General features: G+C 40.1%; 23 protein-coding genes and 1 pseudogene. 7 read left to right on the top strand and 17 right to left on the bottom strand.

Going from position 1 to position 24,284, the window contains the following annotated elements; genetic code table 11:
* Window positions 1–90 (bottom strand): annotated as a pseudogene (locus FTV09_RS17910) (transposase); the annotation flags it as partial.
* Window positions 91–118: 28 nt separating this feature from the next.
* Between FTV09_RS17910 and FTV09_RS04450 the strand changes: the two are divergent.
* Complete coding sequence (locus tag FTV09_RS04450) at window positions 119–2,098, top strand: CSLREA domain-containing protein (protein WP_180056969.1); 1,980 nt, start codon at window positions 119–121, stop codon at window positions 2,096–2,098.
* A 71-nt stretch (window positions 2,099–2,169) separates the two neighbouring features.
* Here the strand turns inward: FTV09_RS04450 and FTV09_RS04445 are convergent, their stop codons facing one another.
* The 5 genes from FTV09_RS04445 to FTV09_RS04425 all read right to left on the bottom strand — a co-directional run bounded on the left by FTV09_RS04445 (window position 2,170) and on the right by FTV09_RS04425 (window position 5,462).
* On the bottom strand, window positions 2,170–2,574 hold the full coding sequence (locus FTV09_RS04445; protein ID WP_067765275.1) for a DUF3106 domain-containing protein: 405 nt from the start codon (window positions 2,572–2,574) through the stop codon (window positions 2,170–2,172).
* Entirely contained in the window at window positions 2,564–2,884 is a 321-nt protein-coding gene (locus tag FTV09_RS04440; protein ID WP_067765271.1) for a hypothetical protein, read from the bottom strand. The genes FTV09_RS04445 and FTV09_RS04440 overlap by 11 nt, the downstream gene beginning before the upstream one ends.
* The gene (locus FTV09_RS04435; protein ID WP_067765268.1) at window positions 2,881–3,495 is read right to left on the bottom strand and encodes an RNA polymerase sigma factor; all 615 of its coding nucleotides are present in this window, start codon (window positions 3,493–3,495) and stop codon (window positions 2,881–2,883) included. Before FTV09_RS04435 ends, FTV09_RS04440 begins: the two co-directional genes overlap by 4 nt.
* A gap of 159 nt (window positions 3,496–3,654) precedes the next feature.
* Window positions 3,655–4,431, bottom strand: coding sequence for an RNA methyltransferase (locus tag FTV09_RS04430; RefSeq protein ID WP_067765262.1), 777 nt, complete (start codon window positions 4,429–4,431; stop codon window positions 3,655–3,657).
* 56 nt (window positions 4,432–4,487) lie between these two features.
* Window positions 4,488–5,462, bottom strand: coding sequence for a class 1 fructose-bisphosphatase (locus FTV09_RS04425; RefSeq protein WP_180056967.1), 975 nt, complete (start codon window positions 5,460–5,462; stop codon window positions 4,488–4,490).
* Between the two features lie 184 nt (window positions 5,463–5,646).
* Here FTV09_RS04425 and FTV09_RS04420 point away from each other — a divergent pair, with 184 nt between their 5' ends.
* Window positions 5,647–5,844 (top strand): NF038105 family protein, encoded by a 198-nt coding sequence (locus tag FTV09_RS04420; RefSeq protein ID WP_067765259.1) that lies wholly within the window; start codon window positions 5,647–5,649, stop codon window positions 5,842–5,844.
* 76 nt (window positions 5,845–5,920) lie between these two features.
* Here FTV09_RS04420 and pal read toward each other — a convergent pair whose 3' ends face one another.
* The 10 genes from pal to FTV09_RS04370 all read right to left on the bottom strand — a co-directional run bounded on the left by pal (window position 5,921) and on the right by FTV09_RS04370 (window position 15,431).
* On the bottom strand, window positions 5,921–6,490 hold the full coding sequence (gene pal / locus FTV09_RS04415; RefSeq protein ID WP_067765258.1) for a peptidoglycan-associated lipoprotein Pal: 570 nt from the start codon (window positions 6,488–6,490) through the stop codon (window positions 5,921–5,923).
* A gap of 85 nt (window positions 6,491–6,575) precedes the next feature.
* Window positions 6,576–7,859 (bottom strand): Tol-Pal system beta propeller repeat protein TolB, encoded by a 1,284-nt coding sequence (gene tolB, locus FTV09_RS04410; RefSeq protein WP_171256694.1) that lies wholly within the window; start codon window positions 7,857–7,859, stop codon window positions 6,576–6,578.
* 444 nt (window positions 7,860–8,303) lie between these two features.
* Window positions 8,304–9,596: a cell envelope integrity protein TolA gene (gene tolA / locus FTV09_RS04405; RefSeq protein ID WP_180056965.1), complete on the bottom strand. Its 1,293-nt coding sequence runs from the start codon at window positions 9,594–9,596 to the stop codon at window positions 8,304–8,306.
* Window positions 9,597–9,599: 3 nt separating this feature from the next.
* Window positions 9,600–10,049 carry a protein TolR gene (tolR, locus tag FTV09_RS04400; protein ID WP_180056964.1) on the bottom strand — a complete coding sequence of 150 codons (450 nt, stop codon included), beginning with the start codon at window positions 10,047–10,049 and terminating at the stop codon, window positions 9,600–9,602.
* On the bottom strand, window positions 10,049–10,747 hold the full coding sequence (gene tolQ, locus FTV09_RS04395; protein ID WP_180056961.1) for a protein TolQ: 699 nt from the start codon (window positions 10,745–10,747) through the stop codon (window positions 10,049–10,051). Before tolQ ends, tolR begins: the two co-directional genes overlap by 1 nt.
* Before the next feature lie 27 nt (window positions 10,748–10,774).
* The gene (gene ybgC / locus FTV09_RS04390) at window positions 10,775–11,182 is read right to left on the bottom strand and encodes a tol-pal system-associated acyl-CoA thioesterase (RefSeq protein WP_067765246.1); all 408 of its coding nucleotides are present in this window, start codon (window positions 11,180–11,182) and stop codon (window positions 10,775–10,777) included.
* Window positions 11,183–11,398: 216 nt separating this feature from the next.
* Window positions 11,399–12,046 carry a hypothetical protein gene (locus FTV09_RS04385; protein ID WP_150923016.1) on the bottom strand — a complete coding sequence of 216 codons (648 nt, stop codon included), beginning with the start codon at window positions 12,044–12,046 and terminating at the stop codon, window positions 11,399–11,401.
* Between the two features lie 98 nt (window positions 12,047–12,144).
* Window positions 12,145–13,152, bottom strand: a complete 1,008-nt coding sequence (ruvB, locus tag FTV09_RS04380) for a Holliday junction branch migration DNA helicase RuvB (RefSeq protein WP_067765755.1) — start codon at window positions 13,150–13,152, stop codon at window positions 12,145–12,147.
* A 225-nt stretch (window positions 13,153–13,377) separates the two neighbouring features.
* Window positions 13,378–13,980 (bottom strand): Holliday junction branch migration protein RuvA, encoded by a 603-nt coding sequence (gene ruvA, locus FTV09_RS04375; protein ID WP_067765241.1) that lies wholly within the window; start codon window positions 13,978–13,980, stop codon window positions 13,378–13,380.
* Window positions 13,981–14,090: 110 nt separating this feature from the next.
* Complete coding sequence (locus tag FTV09_RS04370) at window positions 14,091–15,431, bottom strand: deoxyguanosinetriphosphate triphosphohydrolase (RefSeq protein WP_067765238.1); 1,341 nt, start codon at window positions 15,429–15,431, stop codon at window positions 14,091–14,093.
* A 358-nt stretch (window positions 15,432–15,789) separates the two neighbouring features.
* Here FTV09_RS04370 and FTV09_RS04365 point away from each other — a divergent pair, with 358 nt between their 5' ends.
* The 5 genes from FTV09_RS04365 (at window position 15,790) to FTV09_RS04350 (ending at window position 22,486) form a co-directional block, all read left to right on the top strand.
* Window positions 15,790–16,680, top strand: coding sequence for a M20/M25/M40 family metallo-hydrolase (locus FTV09_RS04365; protein WP_081410319.1), 891 nt, complete (start codon window positions 15,790–15,792; stop codon window positions 16,678–16,680).
* Between the two features lie 388 nt (window positions 16,681–17,068).
* Window positions 17,069–20,905 (top strand): phosphoribosylformylglycinamidine synthase, encoded by a 3,837-nt coding sequence (gene purL / locus FTV09_RS04360; protein WP_180056958.1) that lies wholly within the window; start codon window positions 17,069–17,071, stop codon window positions 20,903–20,905.
* A 162-nt stretch (window positions 20,906–21,067) separates the two neighbouring features.
* Window positions 21,068–21,556, top strand: coding sequence for a hypothetical protein (locus FTV09_RS18035; RefSeq protein ID WP_257222803.1), 489 nt, complete (start codon window positions 21,068–21,070; stop codon window positions 21,554–21,556).
* Between the two features lie 275 nt (window positions 21,557–21,831).
* Window positions 21,832–21,960, top strand: a complete 129-nt coding sequence (locus tag FTV09_RS18030) for a KGW motif small protein (RefSeq protein WP_252513551.1) — start codon at window positions 21,832–21,834, stop codon at window positions 21,958–21,960.
* Between the two features lie 70 nt (window positions 21,961–22,030).
* The gene (locus FTV09_RS04350; protein ID WP_067765226.1) at window positions 22,031–22,486 is read left to right on the top strand and encodes a hypothetical protein; all 456 of its coding nucleotides are present in this window, start codon (window positions 22,031–22,033) and stop codon (window positions 22,484–22,486) included.
* A 41-nt stretch (window positions 22,487–22,527) separates the two neighbouring features.
* Here FTV09_RS04350 and FTV09_RS04345 read toward each other — a convergent pair whose 3' ends face one another.
* Complete coding sequence (locus tag FTV09_RS04345; protein WP_180056956.1) at window positions 22,528–24,270, bottom strand: FAD-dependent monooxygenase; 1,743 nt, start codon at window positions 24,268–24,270, stop codon at window positions 22,528–22,530.
* Window positions 24,271–24,284 lie beyond the last annotated feature (14 nt).

The following is a 24,284-nucleotide window of genomic DNA, read 5'->3' as shown; positions in this document are numbered from 1 at the left end:
AATTTCAAATTGTGCAGCTACCGCTCGAATAGAATAACCTTCCTCAAGCTTAGCTAAAATTTTACGTCTAAAATGTTCTGAATAACTCATTGCACCATTGTATTGGTTTTATAATGATTTGACTATAACTAATGGATATTCTAATACCCGAGGGGGAGCTGTAAATGTCGGCGGAAGTTTTGTGCTTAGTAACGGCATTATTGATAACTCTAAGGCGGATATTGCAGGTGGTGCAATTTATGCCTCTACGTTAAACACCGAAAAAAATGTAGATTTAGTGAGTACATTAGTGCAGTCAAATCAGGCACCTAAAGATACCGTCTTGGCAATGGATTGTGTGGGTAATTTTGGTGATAGTAAGCCTAATATTAGTTTCACCCAAAGTAGCTTTATTGAAAATGGTTCAGCGAATAGTCAAAGTATATTTGATTACTGTGGCCAAGTTACTTCAGTACTGATGGCAAATACCATAGCAAAAAATAGGGCAAGTGCAACAACAGGTAGTATTATCAAAGCGATTGATAATACGGTAAACAATAGTGTTGAGCGTCTAAGTGCTGCATCTTTATTCAGCTTTACCAGTAACACCATTGTTGAAAATGATGCCTACAGTACTTATTACTATGATAAAAATGGTTCTAAATCATTGGCTTTTAATGTCTTAGCATTTAATAAAACCGGTAAATCTTGTCGATATCTGAATAATACAGTACCTGATAAAACCCAAACATTTTACGCGACAGGTAATGCTTTTGAGTTAACAGAAGCATTATGTGATTTACCTGAAAGTGTTTTGACTAGCACCAATAGCTCTATAAAGAATATTGATGTAAAAAATAATGCGATATCGACTTATCTCACACCTTTACAGGAAACATCTGAATATAACCTATATTTACCTTTGTATTATCCTCTGAAGACGAATTTAGCTACAAGCCTAATGAATACTGGTCTTAGTAATTGTTCGGAAAATGATCAAAGAGGACTGGTTCGTATTACAGATGGGACTTTGCAACTTAATCCAGATTCTCGCAATAGTTGTGAAATTGGTTCTGTAGAGTCCATGGATCTTACGGCAGCCGATGTTGATGAGTTAACAAATTCATCGATAAAGGTCTTAGTAAAAGGTTATCAAGATGAAATTGATGGACTTAAAGCAGATATTAATGATCCCGTATATAAAGAATATAAAATTGCGAATCAAGAAGACTTATCGGTCAAAGAAGCTGAACTAGCTGCATTGAAAAACAATTTAAAATATCGGGCAATTTATTTTAATCCTTTTGAAAAATCGCTACCTCAAGAAGTAACTGTGATTGGCACCCAATCAAGACAATTACAGAAGTTAAATGCAGATAATTATACGGTAAGTGCAAAACCGCTGGGAATTGGTTCAGAAATTACAATCGCATCAGGCCAGGCATCGGTAGTTGGTGGTGATCTAGATGATTTGAAATGTGAATGGGATGCTAAACTTCATAAAGTTGTGATTTATAGAGCGGGTGGAGATGTAACGGATGCAACAGATTTCGCATTTTGCCAATATACTTTGACCGAAAAAACCAATACATCAAATAGTTCTTCAGGAATTCTAAAAGCTGTATTTAAAAATATTGAACCAATTGTTGAAAGCAAAACTTATTCAATTGATCCATCAAGTAATTTGACTTTGAACATTGATAACTTAATGCTGAATGCCAGTGAGGAGGGAGATGGTCCATTAGCTACACTCCCTTCAGGCAAAGCATTGTGGAATAAAGATGTTAATGGATTAGATTTGCCGATTCATTTAGATAGCATTCCTGCGGGCCTGAATTTTACAGCTGAACGCAGTGGACAGTGTCCAGGGAGTTATGTCAAAGAGACCTGCTATGGTGGAAAGCTTTCTTTTAGTGTGAAAAATAATCTGAGCCAATTTGATTACCCTGTCAAATATTCGGTATTTGATTCCGAGGGAGCAAAATCCAATATTGGTATTTTAACTTTGAAAAATACAGCTAAAAACACCAATACCTCATCGAGTGGTGGTGGATCTTTTGGAATATTAGGTTTAATCAGTTTGTTTGGTTTAGTAGTCTATCGTCGTCGAATGAACTAGAATTCAATAGCAATAAAAAACCCTCTCACAGAGGGTTTTTTATTGGCAAACATATTAAAAAAGTGTCTAACTTAATGCACTGTAATAGCGGGTTGCAAGTATTTATTAATATACTCATCACGAATAGCTGAGCGTTCATCTGGAGCTGCACTTTGCATACGTGTGGCTAATTCTTTACGCTCTAACGTACTCATTTTTTGCCATGTTTCTCGCATGCGCTGTTTTTCTGCATCAGGAAGTTGAGTAAACCAATCCATACGTTGCTGTAAGCTAACGCTTTGTGCAGCAGGAATTTCTTTCAAAGTTTGGTATTTTTTTATGAGTGCTTGTTGCTCAACATCAGATAATGCATCCCAAGTTTCATTGACTTGAGTATCCGCGTCTTTAGAGAAAATCCAAAAACGATCAAAGCCTGCAAAACTTGTTTGCAAAAAACTGAATGCACAAAATGCAATTGCGATTTTTTTAGCTGCCATGTGGAACTTTGTCCTCACCCAGAACCATTAACATTTCAAGATCTTCCACCATTTGAGGTGAGAGTTTTGGGGTTGAAATCACTTGATTTTGTGGTTTCTCATCTAAAATAGTTGCATTCGGTAATACAACAAAACCAGCGATTGCAGCGGCTAACGCAAAGCCTGACATTTTCCAAAAGCCGTAGCGAGAAGTTTCATGCTGGTGAATTTCTTCAAGCACGTTATTCATGACATTGGCTTTGTCTTTGTGATGCTGTGCGAGTCCATCAAGCTTGGAAGTTACTTGCTTTAAGAAATCATCTTGTTTCATTCGGATGATCCTCCCATATGTGGATTCAAATGTGCCAAAGCGGTACGTAAGCCTTGAATGGCACGGTGGTAATGTGTTTTCACACTGCCTTCGGAACAATTCATAATTTCTGCAGTGGTATGCGTATCGAAACCTTCCCAAGCTCGCAACATAAATGCTTGTTGCTGGCGAACAGGAAGCTCTGCAATGGCATTTTGTATTTCATCTGCAGTAACTGCTTGATCTAAGAAGTCGAATGGATTAGGCGTTGATTCATCAACAACATCTTGCAATTCAACATCATCGTCATCAAGACTAACTTTTCTGAATAAAGAAAATGGTTGAGAACGGCGAGCCTCTTTACGACGCCAATCCTGCAATTTATTATTTAAAATGGTGTAAAACAGGGGATACCATTCATCTGTAGATTTGTCAGCATAGGCTTTATGCAATGATATAAATGCTTCTTGGACTAAATCCATAGCAATGCCATGTTGTCCGTGTGTTGCACTTTCCATCATTACTAAAGCACGTCCCGTTACTTCATTCATGAAGTTTTTCAGGCGAGATTCAGCTGTGCTCTTCAGAACACTACTATTTTGGGTCTCGGACTGTTTGGGTGCTAAATCCATAGGGATGGAAAATCCTGTCATTGGACACCCACCATTATTTCCATATTCATACTTAAATAACGTTGGAAATAATGGTTAGGTTGACAAAAAGAATTATTATTTTTCTAGTGTAATCTATTTTTTTGAATGGTCGCGTCTTAATAAAATAAAGTAACGATTTTACTGACGTTGGCGAACCATCTCAAAAAAGCAGATTGAACCGGCAATTGCGACGTTAAGTGATTCTTGTCCACCAGGTTGGGGAATGGCAACTGCTTCCGCATGTTTTAATGCATATTCAGACACACCCTGGCCTTCATTACCTAAAATCCATACACATTGCTGGCGTAAATTTTTTGAATATAGGTTTTCAGACTGATGTGAGCTGGTAGCATAAACAGGAATTTTGAACTTTGGCAAAATATCTTCAAGGACGATATTTTCATAAGTATGTACTGAGAAGTGCGCGCCCATGCCTGCACGTAAAACACGTGGAGACCAAAGCGATGCTGAACCTTTAGTACATACAATTTGTTCAATACCCGCTGCAGCCGCAGAGCGGAGCAAAGTACCTACGTTACCAGGATCTTGAATATTGTCTAAAATTAAGGTGTCTTCAGTAAAGTTGAGCGCTTCACTTGAGTTGGGTAAGTCAACAATCGCTAGGCAAGCAATTGAAGTACCTAATGTACTGATATCTTTATAAAGTGATTCACTTAGAATAAACACTGTACCTAAATATTTTTCAGCAATTAGGTCAAAATCGGCGTGATTAATCGCACTTTCAGTGGTGAAAATAGATTTAATTGGTCGTTTTGCATCTAACCAAGAGAGAACCAAATGGGTGCCTTCTAAAACAGTTTGACCTTGTTTTTTACGATAGGCATTTTGGTCGATTAAGCCACGCAGATGCTTAATTTTAGGATTGTCTTTTGATTCGAGATAAATCAGGGCCATGGGAAAATATCCACGAAAGTCAGCTGAATAACTGACTTTCGTTAAAAGGGTAAATATTAGTTATGATAAGAGGTGACTAAATCAACTTCATTTTTAGAACCAATAATCACTGGTACACGTTGATGAAGTTCAGTTGGTTGGATGTCAAGAATGCGTACACGACCTGTAGTAGAAGCACCACCAGCTTGTTCCATAAGCATACTCATTGGGTTTGCTTCGTACATTAAACGTAGGCGACCTGCTTTTTTCGGATCTTTAAAGTCGTATGGATACATGAAGATACCGCTACGGCAAAGAATACGGTGAATATCACCCACCATGCACGCAACCCAACGCATGTTGAAGTCTTTTTCACGTGGACCAGTTTTACCTGCAAGAAGTTCGTCTACATAGCGTTTAACAGGCTCTTCCCAATGGCGTTGGTTCGAAGCATTGATGGCATATTCTTTGGTGTCAGCAGCAACTGCAATTGCATCTTTTGTTAATAAGAATTCTTTGCTTTCTGGGTCAAATGTAAAGAATACAACGCCAGCGCCAACAGTTAGAGCCATCATGGTTGATGGGCCATAGAGCACATAACCTGCAGCAGCTTGGTTAACACCAGCTTGCATGAAGTCGTCTGCTTGTGTTACTGCATTTTTAGCTGGAAGAATTGAGAAAATTGTACCTACACACATGTTGATATCGATATTGCTTGAACCATCAAGCGGGTCAAATAATACTAAGAATTCACCATTTTCTTGCGCTGGCGTGAATTCATCTAATTCTTCAGAAGCCAACCCCCCTACATGTGGGTGAACTTTTAAAGCATCGATTAAATAGTCGTTAGAGATAACGTCGAGTTTCTTTTGTTCTTCACCTTGAACGTTTTCGTGTTGCGCGCTACCCAATACGCCAGCCAAAGCACCTTTTTGTAAAAGAAGGTCGATGTCTTTGCAAGTATTACCAATTGTTTCAATAACTTGTGCTAATGCAGGAGTTAGATTACCACTTTGTTGTTGTAAAAATTGGGAAAGGGTGAGATTTGACATGACAGGAAAACTCCAAATATTGATTTATCAAGAATGATAAAAACGTGATTGTGCAACATTTTAGATGAGAACGACGCAAAAGAAAAATCATACTCGACTATTTGCCTTCATTTTACCCTTGCAAGTCTGGTTGAACATGCTATGTTGAAGGTGGTATAAAAATCCAATGACAGGGAGCACAACAATGACCACACAAAAATTTGATGCGACTCCAACCGCGACTGAAGGATTGAATTTAGACAATATTTCTGCGGATACTGTGAAAGCTGCGTGGAGTGGCTATGAGTCGAAGGCAGAATATAAAAAGTTCAATAAGCATGATTTGATTGAATCTATGCACGCTGAAAAAGAAAATTCTGAATCGGTAAAAACAGAGGCCTAATGGATTTGGTTTTGTGTAAAAAAGCACTCAATTTGAGTGCTTTTTTATTGCTAGGTCTACCATCCTGAAAATAAACTTATTTCAATAGTGGTGGAACAGCTTCGTAGTTAATTTCTACACGGCGGTTTTCTTTCCATGCATTTTCATCATGACCCGCATTGATTGGCATCTCTTTACCATAACTTACAGCTTCAAGTTGGTTTGGATTAACACCTGTTGTTACTAAAAAGCTTTCAACCGCTTTAGCACGACGTTCACCCAACGCCATGTTGTATTCACGTGTGCCACGTTCATCGGTATGACCTGTTAAAGCAACACGTGAATTAGCATTCGCTACAAGGAACTGTGCGTGCGCTTGCAGTGTTTGAAGATCTTCATTGCTGAGTTCAGAACTGTCGTAATCGAAGTGTACGACGCGCTTTGCTAAATACGCTTTATTAGCTTCAGTTACACCTTTTGATGAGGCACCTGCAAGGTTTTGTGCATTAAGCGCTGCATCTTCACTTAGGCCTGTAGTATTTACAGTGGTAGAGCTAGACGGATTTTGTCCTGCTTGAATATCTGCTGCAGGTTTGCGGCTTGCGCAACCTGTCATGACCAAGGCAGTGGCTAAAACAGGAAGAGCAAATAATTTTACTGCGTTCATTTTCATCTCCATGACGATTCATTATGATGTTTAATAAAAAATTTATGAGCTAAATGCTGAATAAAAAATTATCAATTCAGTTATTTTACTTTGGTGCCCAAGCAGGTTCACGAACTTCGCCTTGTTCACTTGGTAAGTTCATGCGGAAGCGTCCATCTAAAGACATAATTGACAATAAGCCGCGGTTCGCTTCACGTGTTGCATACACCACCATTTGACCATTTGGCGAGAAGCTTGGAGATTCATCCAAACTCGTAGGCGTCAAAATATTGGTCACACCTGAGTTAATGTCTTGTACGGCAACTTTATAGTTACTGCCACTTGGACGATGCACTAAAGCTAATTTTTTACCATCAGCACTTAAAGTGCCACGGGCATTAAATGCACCACGGAATGTTAAACGTTTTACACTTTCAGCACTTAAGTTGTAGGTATAAATTTGTGGAGAGCCACCACGGTCAGAGGTAAAAATAAATGATTTACCGTCAGGGGCATAACGCGCTTCTGTGTCGATGGCAGTATCATTGGTCATCCGTTTTAGCTGACGGCTTTGTAAATCCATTTGGTAAATTTCAGGGTTGCCATGCATAGATGCAGTGAACAACATGCTTTTACCATCGGGCGAGAAGCTTGGAGCACCATTTAAACCACGGAAGCTTGCCACTTTTTCACGGCTACCAGTTGCTAAGTCCTGAATGTAAATCGCAGGACGTTTGGTTTCAAATGATACATAAGCCAGTTTTTTAGCATCAGGTGTCCAAGCAGGGGAAAGGATTGGATCACGTGAAGTTAAAATGGTGCGTGGCTGCTCCCCATCTGTGTCGGCAATTTGTAGGGTATAGCGTTGATCTGGAGTTGCTGCATTACGCAGAACATAAGCGATACGACCACTGAAGTCACCAGGAATACCTGTTAAAGCTTGATAAATCGCATCACTGATCATATGCGCTGCTTGACGTGAACGTGAAGCTGGAACTGTCAAAAGTTCATTTAATAAGTATTGCTTTTTTTCGACATCGTACAGTTGGTAGTGAATTTCATATGAACCGTCAGCTGTTGTTTTTGATGTTCCTGTTACAACATAGGGAACACCTGCCGCCTGCCAAGCTTCTGCATTTGGAGAATTCATCCCTGCAGTTGCAGCTAAGTTCTTAGACGCACTGGTAAATTTTCCTGAACGATTCAAATCGCTTTCAACTACAGGATAAATATTTGTGTCATTGCTAAAAGGCACAATAGCAATTTTAGGCGCTGCTTCAGGCGCCTTGGTGATTTCAAGATGAAGCTGTGCATGTGTTTGAGTGACTAAAACTGGACTCAAAGCGGTCATAATTGCTAAGCAAAGAAGATGTTTACGCGTCATTTCCATCATTCGCTAACTACTCTAAAAATGTGAGTTATTGTCTGTATTAGGTTGTGTCACATAATGGCATGATTTTGGATTATTAAAAGCATGAAAATATGACTGAACTGTTATAACACTGTGAAAAATGCAGAGATTTTATTCGAGTTCACTGAAGTTTATCTTAAAAGTGGTGCAGACAACATCACATTTTGAACTGGAAATGATAATTCTATATAGTTGAAATTTAATTTTTGAATCAAATGTTTAGAAGAAATAAGTAGCTCTTGATTAGGCTGAGCTAGTAAAACTTATGTATATGTCATTTTATGAAAAGTGTCGACCAAATAGAATTTGTTTCATTCAAAAAATCAGTGAATGAACCCATCTAATCAATAAATTTTCCAAAGTTTGCCATACTCACAAGAAATATAAAAAAATCCCCGCAATCAATGCAGGGATTTATCAAAGTTAATTTGAAGATCTAAATGTAGAGGTAAAGCTTTGTGCTTCACGTCTAGCATCAGGGTCGCTTGGCATTGGGTACGGTGCTGCAGCACGAACCGCCGCTTCAATACTGGCTTTCATGTCCGGATCACTCGAGTTTACGATTACTGATCGGACTGAACCACTTTCTGATAATGTCACCCGAGCAGTTGCCGATTTACCCGCAGAGTCAGAAGGTGTGTCCCATGCACGACGGATTTTATTTTCAAAATCTTTCTTTGCAGTAGATGCAATCTTCTTCGCTTCAGCCTTTTTCTGTGCGGCTTCTTCAGCTGCTTTTTTAGCTGATGAAGCTTTGGCTTCTTCGGCTGCACGTTCGCGTGCTTCGGCATCGGCTTTAGCCTTTGCATCTGCCTTGGCTTTTGCATCGGCGTCTGCTTTACGTTTTGCAGCTTCCGCATTGGCTTTAGCTTTTGCATCGGCGTCTGCTTTACGTTTCGCTGCATCTGCGTTGGCCTTAGCTTTTGCATCAGCATCTGCTTTACGCTTTGCAGCTTCCGCATTGGCTTTAGCTTTCGCATCAGCGTCTGCTTTACGTTTTGCAGCTTCCGCATTGGCCTTGGCTTTCGCATCTACATCCGCTTTACGTTTTGCTGCGTCTGCATTGGCCTTAGCTTTTGCATCAGCATTGGCTTTTGCCATTGCTGCAGCTTTGACTTTGTCAGCTTCTGCTTTTCTTAACGCATCTGCACGGATTTTTTCAGCCTTGGCTTTGGCATCAGTATCTGCTTTACGTTTTGCTGCGTCGGCATTGGCTTTCGCTGTGGCATCTGCTTTTGCTTTAGCCGCATCTACTTTGGCATCTTGTTGAGCTTTTAATTTAGCCGCTTCAGCAGCTTTAGCCTTTTCTTGAGCGCGTTTAGCATTGTCCGCAGCTTTTTGTTCAGCAAGCTGCTGTGCTTTTGCTGCGGCAAGTGCTTGTTGTGCTGCAATCTGTGGATCCGCTTTAGGTGTTTCAGTCGGCTTTGGTGGAGCAGATGTTGGAACTTCAGGTGCAGGTTCAACGCTAGGTTCTACTGTTTGCGTGATTTGTTCAGTTACATTTTCATGTGCGGTTTCATCAAACTCAGTGACTTCACGTGTTACAGGTTTTAAATCTTCCGGTTTTACCAAAACAGTGGTTATTTTTTTAGGAGGCTCAGGTGGTTTACTCATGCCAAGATAAAGTAAGCCAACCACAGCGACGACATGCACACCTAGTGTGAAACCAATCGCAACGGCTTTTTGTTTAAAAGGCGGCTTTTTGAAATCTTTCATAAATTATTTTAATGGCTCAGTCAGTAAACCTACTTGTGTTAAACCTGCATCTTGAAGTGCTGACATGAGCTTCATGACTTCACCATAGGGACGAGATTCACTGCCGTTAATGAGCACACTCATTTGCTTTTTCTGTTCGTTCGCTTCATTTTGCGAAGCCGTTAAAACAGATTTTAGTTCATCGAGTGTGAGTACATCATCTTGATGATTTTTATCTTTGAGAGTGATCGTGCCATCCGCCTCAAGTGTAACAATCGCAGGGCGATCTTCCGCTTGCATAGGCGTGCCATTTGCCTGTGGCAAGTCGACCTTGACACCAGTGGTGATCATTGGTGCGGTCACCATAAAAATCACCAAAAGAACTAACATAACGTCGATGTACGGCACGACGTTCATGTCACTTTTTAAAGGTTTTTTAATGCGCTCAAAGCGTCCAGAACGTTGAATAGCCATTAGTCATTGTCCTGAGTTGAACCTACAGACTGACGTTGTAATAACGCAACCATTTCTTCGGCAAACAGCGCGCGGTCGTTATAAACTGCTTCGCCTTTGGCTGTAAAATGGTTAAAGGCTAATACCGCTGGAATTGCAGCAAATAGACCGATGGCAGTCGCAATCAGAGCTTCAGCAATACCTGGCGCAACCGTTGCAAGTGTAACTTGGTCAACATCAGCCAAGCCGATAAAAGCATTCATAATGCCCCAAACGGTACCGAATAAACCGACATAAGGTGCAACTGAACCAATGCTGGCAAGGGCACCTAGACCATTTTCAAGATGACCTTGATCACGGCTTAAACCCACACGTAAAATACGTTCAGTGCCTTCAATTGACTGTTCTGATGTCGCACTGCGTTTTTTTAGTTTGAAAAATTCGCCCATACCTTGATAGAAGATATCTTCAAGGCCAACACGTTTCGAGTTGAGTTGGGCATTGTTGTATAAAGTGTTGAGTTCGGCGCCAGACCAAAAGATTTTTTGGAAATGTTCATCATCGGCCTGCGCTTTTTTATAACTCATGTGTAACTTGGCAATCAGATACCAACTGAATAACGAAGCTAAGAGCAGCAGGAGCATTACCAGTTGTACGACAGGACTTGCTTGTAAGATGAGGTCTGAAACTTTGAGTGTTGATTCTAGTTGAGTTGCCATAGTTACTACATGTGCCAAATAATTTTTTTAATCTTGTTCCAATTCTTTCAGAATCAGTTCACGTATTTCATCAGGAAGGCGACGGGGTCTCATCTCTGCACTGATACATGCCAATTCTACCTCACCTGATGCCAGCATAATATCACCACGATAAATATTTTGTTGCAACACAAATGACGTAGCCTTACACGAAACTACACTTGCTGTAACAGTAATTAGGTCATCCATTAATATAGGACGTGAATATTTCACATTTATTTTATGAACGACAAAGTTGTAATCTTTTTGATGCCAATAATGGTCTACACCTGAAGCACGTAGCCATTCTGTGCGGGTACGTTCCATAAAGCGAATATGATTTGCGTGGTAAACAATGCCACCTGCATCTGTATCTTCAATATATACACGAATGTTGAATTCGAATTTATTCGCCATGAGAGTGTTCCGTCTTTATAAAATCTGAAAAATATTGGTCTGCACTTCAGCAAAGAATTAGAGCATTTAAAAATGGCGATAATTCAATGATTCGTCAAGTGCTTCAATGACGGGCAGTTTAGCACCGTGAGTCATCAGTCCAATGGCACAAGGTTTCAACTCACGTAAATCTTTAACTTTCGTAGTTGTAATTATTGATTAAAAAAGAGACTGCTTTTAATTTGTTTGTTCATCTAATTTAAATTTTGCATCGACAAAATCTTGTAGTTGAGCTGCTAAATATCCTGCAATATGAAAGTGAGTTTCTTCCATTTTCTTTTTCTGTTGCTTTGGAAGTAATGCTTTTAAAGATTCATACATATACGTTAAGCAGCAAAAGCCAAGGCCAATAACTAACATGAGTAAAAGTTTATTAGGTAGATCTATCCAGAAAAACACATAAACGAGTATGACTAAAGCAAAGAATGAGAAGCTGAAATACAACGTATTAATTTTTGCTGGCTTAAAGTTTTCCTTGACCAAAGCTTGTACGTCGTCGTGATAGTACGTCCCAATAAAAATGAGGGCAGAAGTATAGTTGAAGCTCAGGTTTTTTATACGATATGCAGAAGGCGATTGTTTAATAGTTAAGATATTATCTTCACTTACTTCTATGGTTTCTTTGCTAAGAATGTTTTCACATTCGACAGTGATAAAATAATTGTATTCTGTGTGGAATAAGCTTTCAAAATCACTCATTTGTTTTGGGCTAAATGAACTGATAGGTTGTTCTCTGGGAATGTGTTCAATGGCACTGTCTAATGGTAGGTTTTGAATGTAATCGCTATTAATTTTGTTAATTATTCTATTCTCAAGATTTATCATTTTAGTTTATTGTTTGTAGTGGATTGAATTTATTTTAAAAATTTAAATAAATATGCAGGGAGCATTTAACTCCCTGAAGTCGTTCAGTGAATTATCGTTTACTTATCTTTCGGCTCTGGTGGTGTCATCCCAAACTGTAAATACGCCATGTTGGTGGCAATACGTCCACGTGCAGTACGCATGACATAGCCTTGCTGAATGAGGTAGGGCTCGATCACATCTTCTAATGTGCCTGAATCTTCAGCCATAGCTGCAGCCAAAGCTTCAACACCTGCAGGGCCGCCGTCAAAACGTTCCAATAACATTGAAAGATAACGACGGTCTAAAGTGTCTAAACCATCTTTATCGACATTCAACATATCTAAAGCACGTTGCGCCATTTCTTGGGTCACTTCGCCTGTACCTTTGACTTGGGCATAATCTCGAACACGGCGTAATAAACGGTTGGCAATACGTGGCGTACCACGTGCACGACGTGCAACTTCCAGTGCGCCATCTTCAGTAATCGGTACATCCATTAAGTTTGCTGAACGAGTCACAATATGAGTCAGATCTTTTACGGAATAGAACTCTAAACGTTGCACAATCCCGAAACGATCACGTAAAGGTGAGGTGAGTAGTCCCGCACGTGTGGTTGCTGCAACTAATGTAAATGCAGGTAAGTCGAGCTTGATAGAACGGGCAGCTGGTCCTTCACCAATCATGATATCCAACTGATAGTCTTCCATGGCTGGATATAAAATTTCTTCAATCACAGGTGAAAGACGATGAATTTCGTCAATAAACAGTACGTCACCTTCTTCAAGGTTAGTCAGCATGGCTGCCAAGTCGCCGGCACGCTCAAGTACTGGGCCAGAGGTTGACTTGAGATTGCCACCCATTTCATGTGCAATGATGTTGGCAAGCGTCGTTTTACCTAAACCTGGTGGGCCAAAAATAAGTGTGTGATCGAGTGCTTCACCACGGCCACGGGCAGCGCCAATGAAAATTTCCATTTGTTCGCGGACAACGGGTTGCCCGATGTAGTCTTTGAGTGTGGCAGGGCGGATAGCACGATCAAAGTGATCTTCGGGTTTTTCTGAACCACTGATAAGACGGTCTTGCATATTGAATAAACTAATCTCTTGAGCTGAGCATTTTGATGCTGCATGCACAGCCTCAAATCTTGATTTGTATTTTGCTACCATTGTGTAGGCATTATTTTACTTTTGAAAGATCAAAAGTAAAAAAAATCTTTTGTTGAGTTGAGGATGCGTCGTGTATCCCAACTCAACAGGCGACATCCATGTCGCCTTTAGCATAGCCAGTGTTGGCTTGCGTTTAATAGGTATTTACTTATTCATCGACTTTAAGGCAGCGCGGATGATATCACTGGCTTCGGTGAAGTCACCTTTGGCAGCATTCACTAATTTTTGTGCTTCTAGTGGTTTGTAGCCCAGTGATTGCAATGCTGCTTCAGCTTCCGCAACGGCAGAATTACCGGTAAATTGGATTTGCTCCGAAGTTGAATTGCTTGGTACTGTGCCAGATGACATCGCTTTAAAACGGTCACGAAGTTCAATCATCAAGCGTTCTGCGGTTTTCTTACCCACACCTGGTACTTTGACTAAAGTATTTACATCTTCATTTTCAACTGTATGAATCAGCATTTCGACACTTAACGTTGAAAGAATGCCAAGCGCCATTTTGGGCCCAACACCATTTACTTTAAGTAAAGTACGGAAAATTAATTTTTCTTGTGGGTTACTAAAACCATAAAGCAGTTGTGCATCTTCACGTACTGCAAGATGTGTCCAGAGCGTAACTTTTTGACCTTTTTGTAGTTGGCAAAATGTAGAAAGCGGAGTGTCAATTTCGTAGCCTACGCCATTTACATTAAGTAATACTGTTGGTGCTTCCAATGCTAGCACTTCGCCAATTAAGCATCCGATCATGTCATTTATTCACTTTATTTCAGTTTAGTCTGAGCTATTTGCTCAATTTCAATTTGTTGTGAGATTAGCGTGAAGGCCAGCGAATTACTAGCCTTCACATTTTTTCAGCTTTAAAAGAAACCAACTTTATTCCCTTGTAACTCTTGCGCTAAATTATAGGCTTGATGATCTGAAAACTTAGAGATGATATCGAGTACTTGCATAATATTGTCATAATGCGACATACCAAAATGTGCTCCTGAACGATGCAAAATAGACATCAATCGTTGCTCTTTAAAGCTCAAAGTTTTATTGGGTGTGGTCAGTGGAATAAAGGCATCCAAAATATTTTGCAAACTTTGGTGTGCAATAATTTCCAAACCTGCCTTATGCGGATGTTCAAAGATTTTATCACGAGCCAGTTCTTTTGCACGGTTAATCCCGATTTCAATATCTTCACTGCAATATTGCAATAAACTGCCTTTAAGTTGGCCAGACAAAATTTCATTATGATGACGTGCAAAAGCTGTCGTTACTTCTTCAACCAAACGCTTCATCACACGGCCACGCAAAGCGGCAATTTTCTGCTGCCATGTGGTATCCGTCATTGCAAGTTCGGCAGGAATACCATAATCACCAATCAGGTCAAGGAAAATTGGCTCAACTTCGTTATAACTCAACATATTGAGAATAATGCCATCTTCCAAATCAATCAGGGCATAGCACATATCATCCGCTGCTTCTAATAAATAAGTCAGAGGATGACGGCAATAATGATATTCACCGAGTTGAATTAAGCCGAGTTGTTCTGCAATTTGCTGCAAGATGTCTTTTTCGGCTTGGTAACAGCCAAACTTGGCACGCTGACTGGCAGGCGTATTTCCTTGTGATGCAATGGTTTTGGATAGCCATGGGTACTTTAAGTAAGCCCCTAAGGTTGCGTAAGTTAGGCGCATACCACCATCATTCGGGTGATAGTCAATTTTAGTCAGTAAACGTAAGCCTTGTGCATTACCTTCAAACTGACGAACATCGGCTTCTTCTTCTGGGCTTAAATCTTTTAAAAAGTCTGTATGTGATGCATCATCAAACCATTCGCGAATGGCATATTCACCAGCATGCCCAAAAGGCGGGTTGCCAATATCATGTGCTAAACAAGCGGCTTGAATAATCGCGCCAACATCGGCAGGCGAAATCCACATTGGCAATTCATCTTTAATTTTTTCCGCAGCCAACATGCCGAGTGAACGCCCGATACAAGACACTTCAAGTGAATGCGTAAGTCGGGTGTGAATACCATCGTGTTGAGTTAAAGGATGAACTTGGGTCTTGCGATTAAGCTGTCGAAAACTCTGCGAAAATATAATGCGGTCATAGTCTTTATGAAAAGGGCTACGTGCCTGTTCAGAACTGTGTTTATTGCTACCAATACGAACTGTAGAAAGAAGTTCAAGCCAACGCATTTGAGTCATTTATCATTATTCAATTATTACTTGAATTGAATAATGCCAAACTTAGCAGAAAAGCACTAGTCTGGGGCGACACAACTTGTCTTAAAAGATGTATGAGTGATTTACCTTAATGAAATGCAAAACAAAACAGAAATTTAAAAATGGGCTGTTAGTATAGATGGGCAAATTTTACCTTTTATGCCATTTTTTAATTTTTAATGAGAATAATTTAAATGTATAGAAAACAATTTCTTCCTACGTTGACTGCACTAAGTTTGGGCGTGACATTTTTTTTTTGTCAGGTTGTACAAGTTTCAATACAGAAAAAAATATAACGAAAGTGCAGCCAAACCAAAATGCTGCTGCATCAGAAAATAGCATGATGCATCATTTACAAACATTTGAAGAAATTGCTGAACAAAATGGTGGCAATCGTGCAGTAGGTACAGCAGGTGGATTGGCTTCCGCACAATATATTCTTGAACAAGCCAAGAAAGCAGGCTTGCACGCGCAAATGTTGCCATTTGAAAATCGAGAAAAGACCGTTGGGCAAAATATTGTGATTGAGATTGAAGGGCAATCCAAAGATACCGCTGTGATTGTCGGCGCGCACTATGATTCGGTGAAAATGGGGCCTGGGATTAATGATAATGCTTCAGGCGTTGCAGTATTGTTAGCATTATTACAAGACTATGCGAAGCAAAAGGTAAAACCTAAACACACACTATATCTTGCCTTTTGGGATTCGGAAGAGGTTGGTATTGCAGGTTCACAAGCTTTTGTGAAATCACTCAGTGAGAAACAGCTTCAAGGCATTCAAGCCTATATCAATGTTGATATGGTGGGAACAAAGAATCCGAATATCATGATTGCCGATGGTGACCATTCATCAATTGCAGAAATGGCGGCACAGTTTAAAGCCAATGGACTTGCACAAAGTGATTATCAGCCAATCTTAGACAGCATGAGCCAATTACCTAAGCACCCGCAGGATGCTGCATTAGAAGAAAGAATGCGTCAATATTTTAAAACCAATAATATTCAGATTAAAGATGATGTAACGACTTTAACAGCAAGCGATACTTTGCCATTTTTAGGGAAAGTTCCCGTTACTTCACTAATTTTATTTAATGAGCAAATGAAAGGTGATGAACTCGAATTTGCACCGTGCTATCACAAGGCTTGCGATACGATTGATGGTGTAGATGTAAACTCACTGAACTTAGCCCTCAATGTAATTCAACATCTATTGTCAGATTTGAATAAATAAAATGTTTCAATTTCAAATGTGAAATGATTTTAGTCTTTTATGAATTTCAGGTTTAAATCTCACACATTTAGACCTGAAATTCATTTTCAAATATGGTTTTAAAGCTTGATTAAAAAGTGAGTTGTTGTTGAAAAATAAAACATTTTTCTAGTTTGAATATTATTCTTAGGGTGAAATGAAAAAATCAGATAATTTTGTGTTAATCTGTGCGACTAAATTCAATTTTATTATTTAAAAATAAAAGCATTATTGCCTAAACTTCCCGATATAAGCACTACAATTTCACTTTCACATCTAGCTGATTTAACTAATACACAGTAGAATATGCGCTCTCTCAAGTCACATTGTGGCATGGTCTTTTCGATCATCCCGTGGAGCCAAAATCAGCATGTTTATCGTTGCCGGTGCACCTGCACATTCTTCATTTAAGAAAACTCAACTATTATCACGTTTAACGTCAATTAGTTCTGTTCAATCAATTGAAAGTCAATGGGTTTACCTTTTTGACCAAGCGCTCAACGAGCAACAACAGCAATCCGCTTTACAGCTTCTCAACGATGGTCAATCTTTTGAATTGCACCAAGCAGCAAGTGACGAAGTCCAAATATTAGTGACGCCACGTGTTGGAACCATCTCTCCGTGGTCGTCTAAGGCAACAGACATTTTTGCCAACTGTAATACACCGGTTCATCGCCTTGAACGCGGTGTTTTGTTTACTTTGAAGGGTGTAAATGCTGTTTCTGATGAAGTAAAACTAGCATTACATGATCGCATGACAGAAAGCGTTTTCAATGCTATTGAAGATGCTGCGGCACTTTTCTCTGAAACTGAACCAAAGCCTTTAAACTCAATTGATATTTTGGGTCAAGGTAAAGAAGCGTTGGTGAAAGCTAACTCTGAATTTGGTTTTGCGCTTTCTGATGAAGAAATCGATTATTTAACCGATGCATTCACAAAAATGGGTCGCAACCCGCATGACATCGAATTGATGATGTTTGCCCAAGCGAACTCAGAGCATTGCCGTCACAAAATTTTCGGTTCTGAATGGACAATTGATGGTGAAGTTCAACCATTGTCATTGTTCCAAATGATTAAAAACACCTATAAAGAATCACCTACAGATGTATTGTCGGCATATAAAGATAACGCTTCTGTAATTGTGGGTTTTGACACACAACGCTTCTATCCAAAGCAAGATGCTGAAACAGGTCACCATGTTTATAAGTATAAGAGCCAAGCTGCTCACATTCTTATGAAAGTGGAAACCCATAACCATCCGACAGCGATTGCACCATTTGCTGGTGCAGCAACAGGTTCGGGCGGTGAAATCCGTGACGAAGGCGCAACAGGTCGTGGTGGTAAGCCAAAAGCAGGCTTAACTGGCTTCACGGTATCTAACTTGAACATTCCGGGCTTTGAACAGCCTTGGGAAGAAAACTACGGCAAGCCGTCTCGTATGGCATCTCCGCTTCAAATTATGATTGAAGGCCCATTGGGTGGTGCTGCGTTTAACAACGAATTCGGTCGTCCTGCCTTAAATGGTTACTTCCGTACATTTGAACAAAATGTAAATGGCGACGTAAAAGGCTTCCATAAGCCAATTATGATTGCCGGCGGTTACGGTAACATCCGTCCTGACCATGTAGAAAAAGATGCAATCCAACCGGGCGATCTTTTAATCGTACTTGGCGGTCCTGCAATGTTGATCGGCTTAGGTGGCGGTGCAGCGTCTTCTGTAGACAGCGGTAAGCTGGGTGAAAACCTAGACTTCGCATCTGTACAGCGTGAAAACCCAGAAATGGAACGCCGTTGCCAAGAAGTGATTGATGCTTGCTGGCGCATGGAAGACCATAACCCAATCGTATCTGTACATGATGTTGGTGCGGGCGGTATCTCAAATGCAATGCCTGAACTGGTAAATGACCACGAATTGGGTGCGGTACTCGATCTACGTAAAATTCCATCATTGGAAAAAGGCATGTCTCCAATGGAGATTTGGTCGAACGAAGCGCAAGAACGTTATGTACTGGCCATTCGTCCAAGTTCTTTAGAATTGTTCGAATCGCTTTGTGCACGTGAGCGTTGTCCGTTTGCGGTATTGGGTGAAGCGACTGAAGCGCGCCATTTAACCGTTGAAGATCCATTGTTTGAAAACAAAGCTGTGGATATGCCAATGCAAGTGATGCTTGGCGGTACACCACGCATGAGCCGTTCATATGAAACAATTGAACGTAAAGGCGATGATTTTGATGCTGCTAAAGTAACAGATCTTAAAGATGCGATTTACCGTGTTATTAAGAATCCAACAGTTGCATCTAAATCGTTCTTAATTACTATTGGTGACCGTTCTATTACAGGTATGGTTGCACGTGATCAGTTTGTAGGTCGTTGGCAAGTACCTGTAGCAGATGCTGCAGTGACAACAACAAGCCTTGTAGGTTATACAGGTGAAGCAATGGCAATGGGTGAACGTCCACCCGTTGCATTGTTAAATCCTGCTGCGTCAGCGCGTTTATCGGTTGCTGAATCTATTTCAAACATCATGTCTGCAAAAATCGACCAGATCAGTGACATTAAATTGTCTGCAAACTGGATGGCGGCTGCAGGTCAAAAAGGCGAAGACCAAGCATTATTCGAAGGCGTAAAAGCCATCGGTATGGAAATGTGTCCTGCACTAGGTATCGCAATTCCAGTAGGTAAAGACTCATTGTCTATGCGTACCACTTGGAATGACGAAGGCGAAGACAAATCTGTCACTTCACCAATGTCAGGCGTGATCACAGCATTTGCACCTGTGACGGATGTTCGCAAAACATTGACACCTGAACTTAAAAATATCGAGTCTGTACTTGTACGTATCGATCTTTCTAAAGGTCAGTTCCGTCTAGGCGGTTCGATCCTTGCTCAGGTTTATAAAGCAATTGGTTCGGTTACGCCTGACGTAGATAGCTTCGATGACTTCAAAGCATTCTTTGCGTTGGTTCAAGATTGGAACAACCGTGGTCTAATCAAGGCTTACCATGACATCGGTGATGGCGGTCTATTGGCAACTGTTGCAGAAATGATGTTCGCTTCACGCCTAGGTGTAGCACTTGAAGATCAATCTACTGCAAGCTTGTTTGCAGAAGAAATTGGTGCAGTTCTTCAAATCAGCAAAGCGGATTGGGCTGCATTAGAAGCTGAAGTCGCTGCATCATCAATTAAAGATGCAATTGCAGTAGTAGGTACTGTAAACGATACAGATACTTTAACTGTAAATGGTTTGAGCTTAGACCGTGCTGAATTACAGCAAGCATGGACTGAAGTGTCACATCAAATCCAACGTCTGCGTGATAACGTAGAAACTGCGGATCAAGAATATGCGTTAATCGCTGACAAATCACATGCAGGTTTAATTGCAAAACCAACATTTGATTTGAACGAGCCTATCGAAGCACCGTACATCAATGAACGCCGTCCAAACATGGTGATTCTGCGTGAACAAGGTGTCAATGGTCATGTAGAGATGGCTGCTGCATTCGACAAAGTCGGCTTCAACACTGTAGACGTACACATGAGCGACTTGCTTGCTGGTCGTATCAGTCTTGATGACTTTGAAGGTTTAGTAGCGTGTGGCGGTTTCTCTTACGGTGACGTATTGGGCGCAGGCGGCGGCTGGGCGAAATCTGTATTGTTTAACCCGAAACTTCGTGACCAATTTGAGAAATTCTTCAACCGTGACGAAACATTCTCTCTAGGTATATGTAACGGTTGTCAAATGCTGTCTCAGCTTGCTCCACTTATTCCGGGTGCAGAAGCTTGGCCTCGCTTCCACCGCAATACTTCTGAAATGTTTGAAGCGCGTGCTGTAAACGTACGTGTAGAAAAATCAAATTCTGTATTGCTTGAAGGTATGGAAGGTTCGATTCTTCCAATCGCTGTTGCACATGGTGAAGGCCGTGTGGTTGCTAGTGCAGAGAACATTGCTGCATTGAATGCAGGTGATCAAGTGATCTTGCGTTATGTAGACAGCCAAGGCAATCCAACACAGCACTACCCATTGAACCCGAACGGTTCACCAGAAGCGATTTCTGGTGTGACTTCGAAAGATGGCCGTGCAACAATTATGATGCCACACCCTGAACGTAACTTCCGAGCGATTCAGCATTCTTGGAAGCCTGAAGATTGGGATCAAGACGGTGCTTGGTTACGTATGTTCCGTAATGCACGTAAATTTATTGGTTAATTGACCATAGATTTAAAAAGCCACCTGCGGGTGGCTTTTTTATGTCTTTAATTTATCTTGTTTTAATATTCACGTTTTAGCAGAGCTGTTTCACTTTATATTAAGATATGGCTGATAACATTTATTACACTCTACCTTATGCAGAAAATAATGATAAAGATGATGACATTATCTCTTGTTGGCTTATTGGCAGGCTGCGAGTGGTATATGTGGCGAGAAAATTTGAATCGGATTGATACTGCCAAAGAAATAGGGCAGTTACCGAAACTCAATCGTGATCTAGACTTAAAAGGTCCAGACCTGAATCAAAATGGCATTCGTGATGATGTAGATGAGTATATTATGCGGACTTTTCATCAGCCTGAACAACGTAAGGCAGTTCAACAATATGCCTTTCAGTCACAAGCTGTATTGTTGGTGGATAAAACTGACATGATTCGTGTACGAAGATTAAATTTTGAAGTCGCACGTGCGATTTCTTGTATCTACGATGTATTTCCGCACGAGAATCAAGTCTCATCGAATGTTGTGAAAAGCATTGGGGCTGTCACTAGCAATACCAAACATCGCTTTCGTGAAAAGTTGGCTTTTTCTAAAGCCTTAGATGGTACGTCTATGATCATGCCAAGAGACAATTATTGTGATAAATAACGATTGAAAACAATTGCTAAAATTTACCTTATGGAAAAATTTAAAAACATTGGTTAAGATGCCTCATTATTATGCCACCTATTTGGTGGTTTTTTGTGTCTGCAATTTTTGCAGTCTCCCATACTGAACTTGGTTTAGATTTTGCTTTTATATTTGTGGAAACATGCTAGTGTGTATTTTATGCACAATAACTATGCAAGATTAAAGACAGCAAGATAAAAGAAAGATGGATAACTAAATAAGTTTAGTATCAACACTCATGATGAGGTGATGACATGATTAAAATAGTGGAATATTCGGCAGTTGATAAGTCAGCGTTGCGTAAAAAGGGCTGGAAGATTTTTGGTGTAATTGTGTGTTTACAGCTAGTGTTTTTAGTTTTGGGTTATGCGTTGCAGATGTAATATTTAAAACCGCCGTGGGGCGGTTTTTTATGTAAACTAATGCATAATTAAAAAACTGCAAAAATTAATAATGAGCTTTAAACAATTTGTATTATTAAAAGATATAAAAATATTTTTACTTTTAGGCTTTATGTTTCCGTCAACATTGCTAAGTGGGTGCTTTCCTATTTTAAAAACGAAGCATCCGAAAATTAATATAACTGTTATCAATGAGCAAAATGAAAAGTTGGACGATGCAGAAGTATTTTTAAATCTTACAACATGGCAAGGCAAGTCTTTTACTGAATCTACATTTAAAAAAACACAGGACGGAATTGCTACATTTTCTGCAAAGAAAAGTTTGCAATTTATTCATATATTCCCAGCAAAATATAGTTGGTCGATTTGTGTTTATAAAAATGGATATAGTCAAAATAGTTTTGTACCAAAAGGTTCAAATCATCGAACACAAAATTTAGTATTGTTGTTAGATAAAGCTGAAAAAGGTGTAGAAAAACAACAACATTGTAGGAAAGAAAAATCCTAAAATATTGAATTAATAAAACCACCCGAAGGTGGTTTTATTGATTAAACAGCCAATTGAATCTGTTTTAACACAGCCTTTAACGTATTTTCATAATCAAAAGCAGCATTTGTACTGTCTTGATATCGCCATGCCACATAACCATCTGGACGAACCAAAACTGCACCTGATTCATGAATTTCAGATTTAGCATTCCAAGTACCATATACATCACGATACTCACGTGAACCAACTTGAATCACATCCAAATAAGGCAAATCCAAAGCTTCGGCAGCTTGCTTCCAGCCTTTGCCAGACAAGCCCGTAATTAAGGTAAAACGACCTTTGCCTGTGATGTCTAAAGTTGAAATTTTTTGGCCTTTGGTATTAATCAACCATGTATGCGGTACTTTAGCACCTGGACGTGTGGTCGCTTGTAAGTACAGTTGTTGATCTTTTTCAAATACTTCAGGTTCAGATTCACCCATCACTGCATTGGACGTATAACGCTGATTTAGCTCTACACCTTGCGCGTTAAACTCAAAGTTTTTAATTTCTAAAGCATGGAACAGTTTTTGACGAATTTCAGCACCTTGCTCATTTTCAGCGAAGATTCGTTCCAACATTTGTTTTTGCGTCGTCACACCTTGTTCAAAGCCGAAAACATCTTTCATGTATTTATAGTCAAAGCGTGATTGATTGGCACGCGCGACAATTTGCTTGCCAACAGGTGCACGTTCAAGCGTATATGAATCAAGTAGCGATGGTAGTGACCAACCTTTAACTGCGTATGCAAGTTTCCAACCGAGGTTAAAAGCATCTTGCATACAGGTATTTGAGCCTAAACCACTTGATGGTGGATGACGATGTACCGCATCACCACCGCAGAATACACGCCCTTTTGAATATTCAGTTGCCCATGTTTGGTTTACATACCAATAGGATAATTTTTGAATTTCAACATCTTCAACTTCAGCACCGACAAAGGTATTGAGTCGAGCACGAACTTGTTCTTCGGTGACTTGTGGTTCACCTTTGGAAATATCAAAGCCCCAACCCATGATCCATTCATTCCACGGTGTAATGGCACGGAGTAAGCCCATGCCCAGATCACCAAAGCTGGCTTCAGGATTGACAATCCATTGCAAAATGGCAGGGCGGTGTTGCACATATTTGGAAAGATCAGCTTTAAACGTGACATAGACTGTACCTGCGCGAGACATCACCCCTTCAAGGGGTAAATCAAGCTGTTCAAGGACTTTGGATTTTGCCCCATCCATACCGACCAAATATTTGGCACGTAAGCTGAATTCAGTATTTGTAATACGATTTAAAAAGGTTGCTGTTACACCATGCTCATCTTGCACATGGGATGAATATTCAGTATTGAAATTATATATTGCGCCACGTTCAGCAGCATTTTTAACTAATAATGCTTCCATTTTGGGCTGAATTAAATCTACTAAAGGGCAAGGGCTACCTTTGATGTAATCACCGTGACGTTCATCACCTGTACCCCAAGCACTGAGGCGTGCAATTTCTTCACCAACTAAACTGGTAGTTACGAGACTTTCACCCATCTGCTCCCATGGAGTAGCAATTTCTAGGACTTGTTTTTCAATACCTAAATCACGTAACACTTCCATAGCACGCTGATTGGTAATATGCGCACGTGGACTGTTGGCTAACCAATTAAATTGAGTACAAAGTTGAACTTTTACGCCATAATTTGCCAAGGCCAAACCTAAAGTAGAACCTGCAGGCCCTGTGCCAATAATCAGAACATCGGTATCGAATTGCTGTGTCATACAAAACTCCATGT

The organism is Acinetobacter sp. YH12227 (assembly GCF_013417785.1).
In the GTDB taxonomy this organism is placed as follows: Bacteria; Pseudomonadota; Gammaproteobacteria; order Pseudomonadales; family Moraxellaceae; genus Acinetobacter; species Acinetobacter gandensis.
This window is presented reverse-complemented; position numbering and strand designations above follow the sequence as displayed.

What these genes read in the sequence shown, in the direction of transcription:
- FTV09_RS04445 (WP_067765275.1), bottom strand. Translation starts at nt 2,574, where the DNA reads ATGGCAGCTAAAAAAATCGCAATTGCATTTTGTGCATTCAGTTTTTTG.
- FTV09_RS04440 (WP_067765271.1), bottom strand. Translation starts at nt 2,884, where the DNA reads ATGAAACAAGATGATTTCTTAAAGCAAGTAACTTCCAAGCTTGATGGA.
- FTV09_RS04435 (WP_067765268.1), bottom strand. Translation starts at nt 3,495, where the DNA reads ATGGATTTAGCACCCAAACAGTCCGAGACCCAAAATAGTAGTGTTCTG.
- FTV09_RS04430 (WP_067765262.1), bottom strand. Translation starts at nt 4,431, where the DNA reads ATGGCCCTGATTTATCTCGAATCAAAAGACAATCCTAAAATTAAGCAT.
- FTV09_RS04425 (WP_180056967.1), bottom strand. Translation starts at nt 5,462, where the DNA reads ATGTCAAATCTCACCCTTTCCCAATTTTTACAACAACAAAGTGGTAAT.
- FTV09_RS04420 (WP_067765259.1), top strand. Translation starts at nt 5,647, where the DNA reads ATGACCACACAAAAATTTGATGCGACTCCAACCGCGACTGAAGGATTG.
- pal (WP_067765258.1), bottom strand. Translation starts at nt 6,490, where the DNA reads ATGAACGCAGTAAAATTATTTGCTCTTCCTGTTTTAGCCACTGCCTTG.
- tolB (WP_171256694.1), bottom strand. Translation starts at nt 7,859, where the DNA reads ATGGAAATGACGCGTAAACATCTTCTTTGCTTAGCAATTATGACCGCT.
- tolA (WP_180056965.1), bottom strand. Translation starts at nt 9,596, where the DNA reads ATGAAAGATTTCAAAAAGCCGCCTTTTAAACAAAAAGCCGTTGCGATT.
- tolR (WP_180056964.1), bottom strand. Translation starts at nt 10,049, where the DNA reads ATGGCTATTCAACGTTCTGGACGCTTTGAGCGCATTAAAAAACCTTTA.
- tolQ (WP_180056961.1), bottom strand. Translation starts at nt 10,747, where the DNA reads ATGGCAACTCAACTAGAATCAACACTCAAAGTTTCAGACCTCATCTTA.
- ybgC (WP_067765246.1), bottom strand. Translation starts at nt 11,182, where the DNA reads ATGGCGAATAAATTCGAATTCAACATTCGTGTATATATTGAAGATACA.
- FTV09_RS04385 (WP_150923016.1), bottom strand. Translation starts at nt 12,046, where the DNA reads ATGATAAATCTTGAGAATAGAATAATTAACAAAATTAATAGCGATTAC.
- ruvB (WP_067765755.1), bottom strand. Translation starts at nt 13,152, where the DNA reads ATGCAAGACCGTCTTATCAGTGGTTCAGAAAAACCCGAAGATCACTTT.
- ruvA (WP_067765241.1), bottom strand. Translation starts at nt 13,980, where the DNA reads ATGATCGGATGCTTAATTGGCGAAGTGCTAGCATTGGAAGCACCAACA.
- FTV09_RS04370 (WP_067765238.1), bottom strand. Translation starts at nt 15,431, where the DNA reads ATGACTCAAATGCGTTGGCTTGAACTTCTTTCTACAGTTCGTATTGGT.
- FTV09_RS04365 (WP_081410319.1), top strand. Translation starts at nt 15,790, where the DNA reads ATGATGCATCATTTACAAACATTTGAAGAAATTGCTGAACAAAATGGT.
- purL (WP_180056958.1), top strand. Translation starts at nt 17,069, where the DNA reads ATGTTTATCGTTGCCGGTGCACCTGCACATTCTTCATTTAAGAAAACT.
- FTV09_RS18035 (WP_257222803.1), top strand. Translation starts at nt 21,068, where the DNA reads ATGACATTATCTCTTGTTGGCTTATTGGCAGGCTGCGAGTGGTATATG.
- FTV09_RS18030 (WP_252513551.1), top strand. Translation starts at nt 21,832, where the DNA reads ATGATTAAAATAGTGGAATATTCGGCAGTTGATAAGTCAGCGTTGCGT.
- FTV09_RS04350 (WP_067765226.1), top strand. Translation starts at nt 22,031, where the DNA reads ATGAGCTTTAAACAATTTGTATTATTAAAAGATATAAAAATATTTTTA.
- FTV09_RS04345 (WP_180056956.1), bottom strand. Translation starts at nt 24,270, where the DNA reads ATGACACAGCAATTCGATACCGATGTTCTGATTATTGGCACAGGGCCT.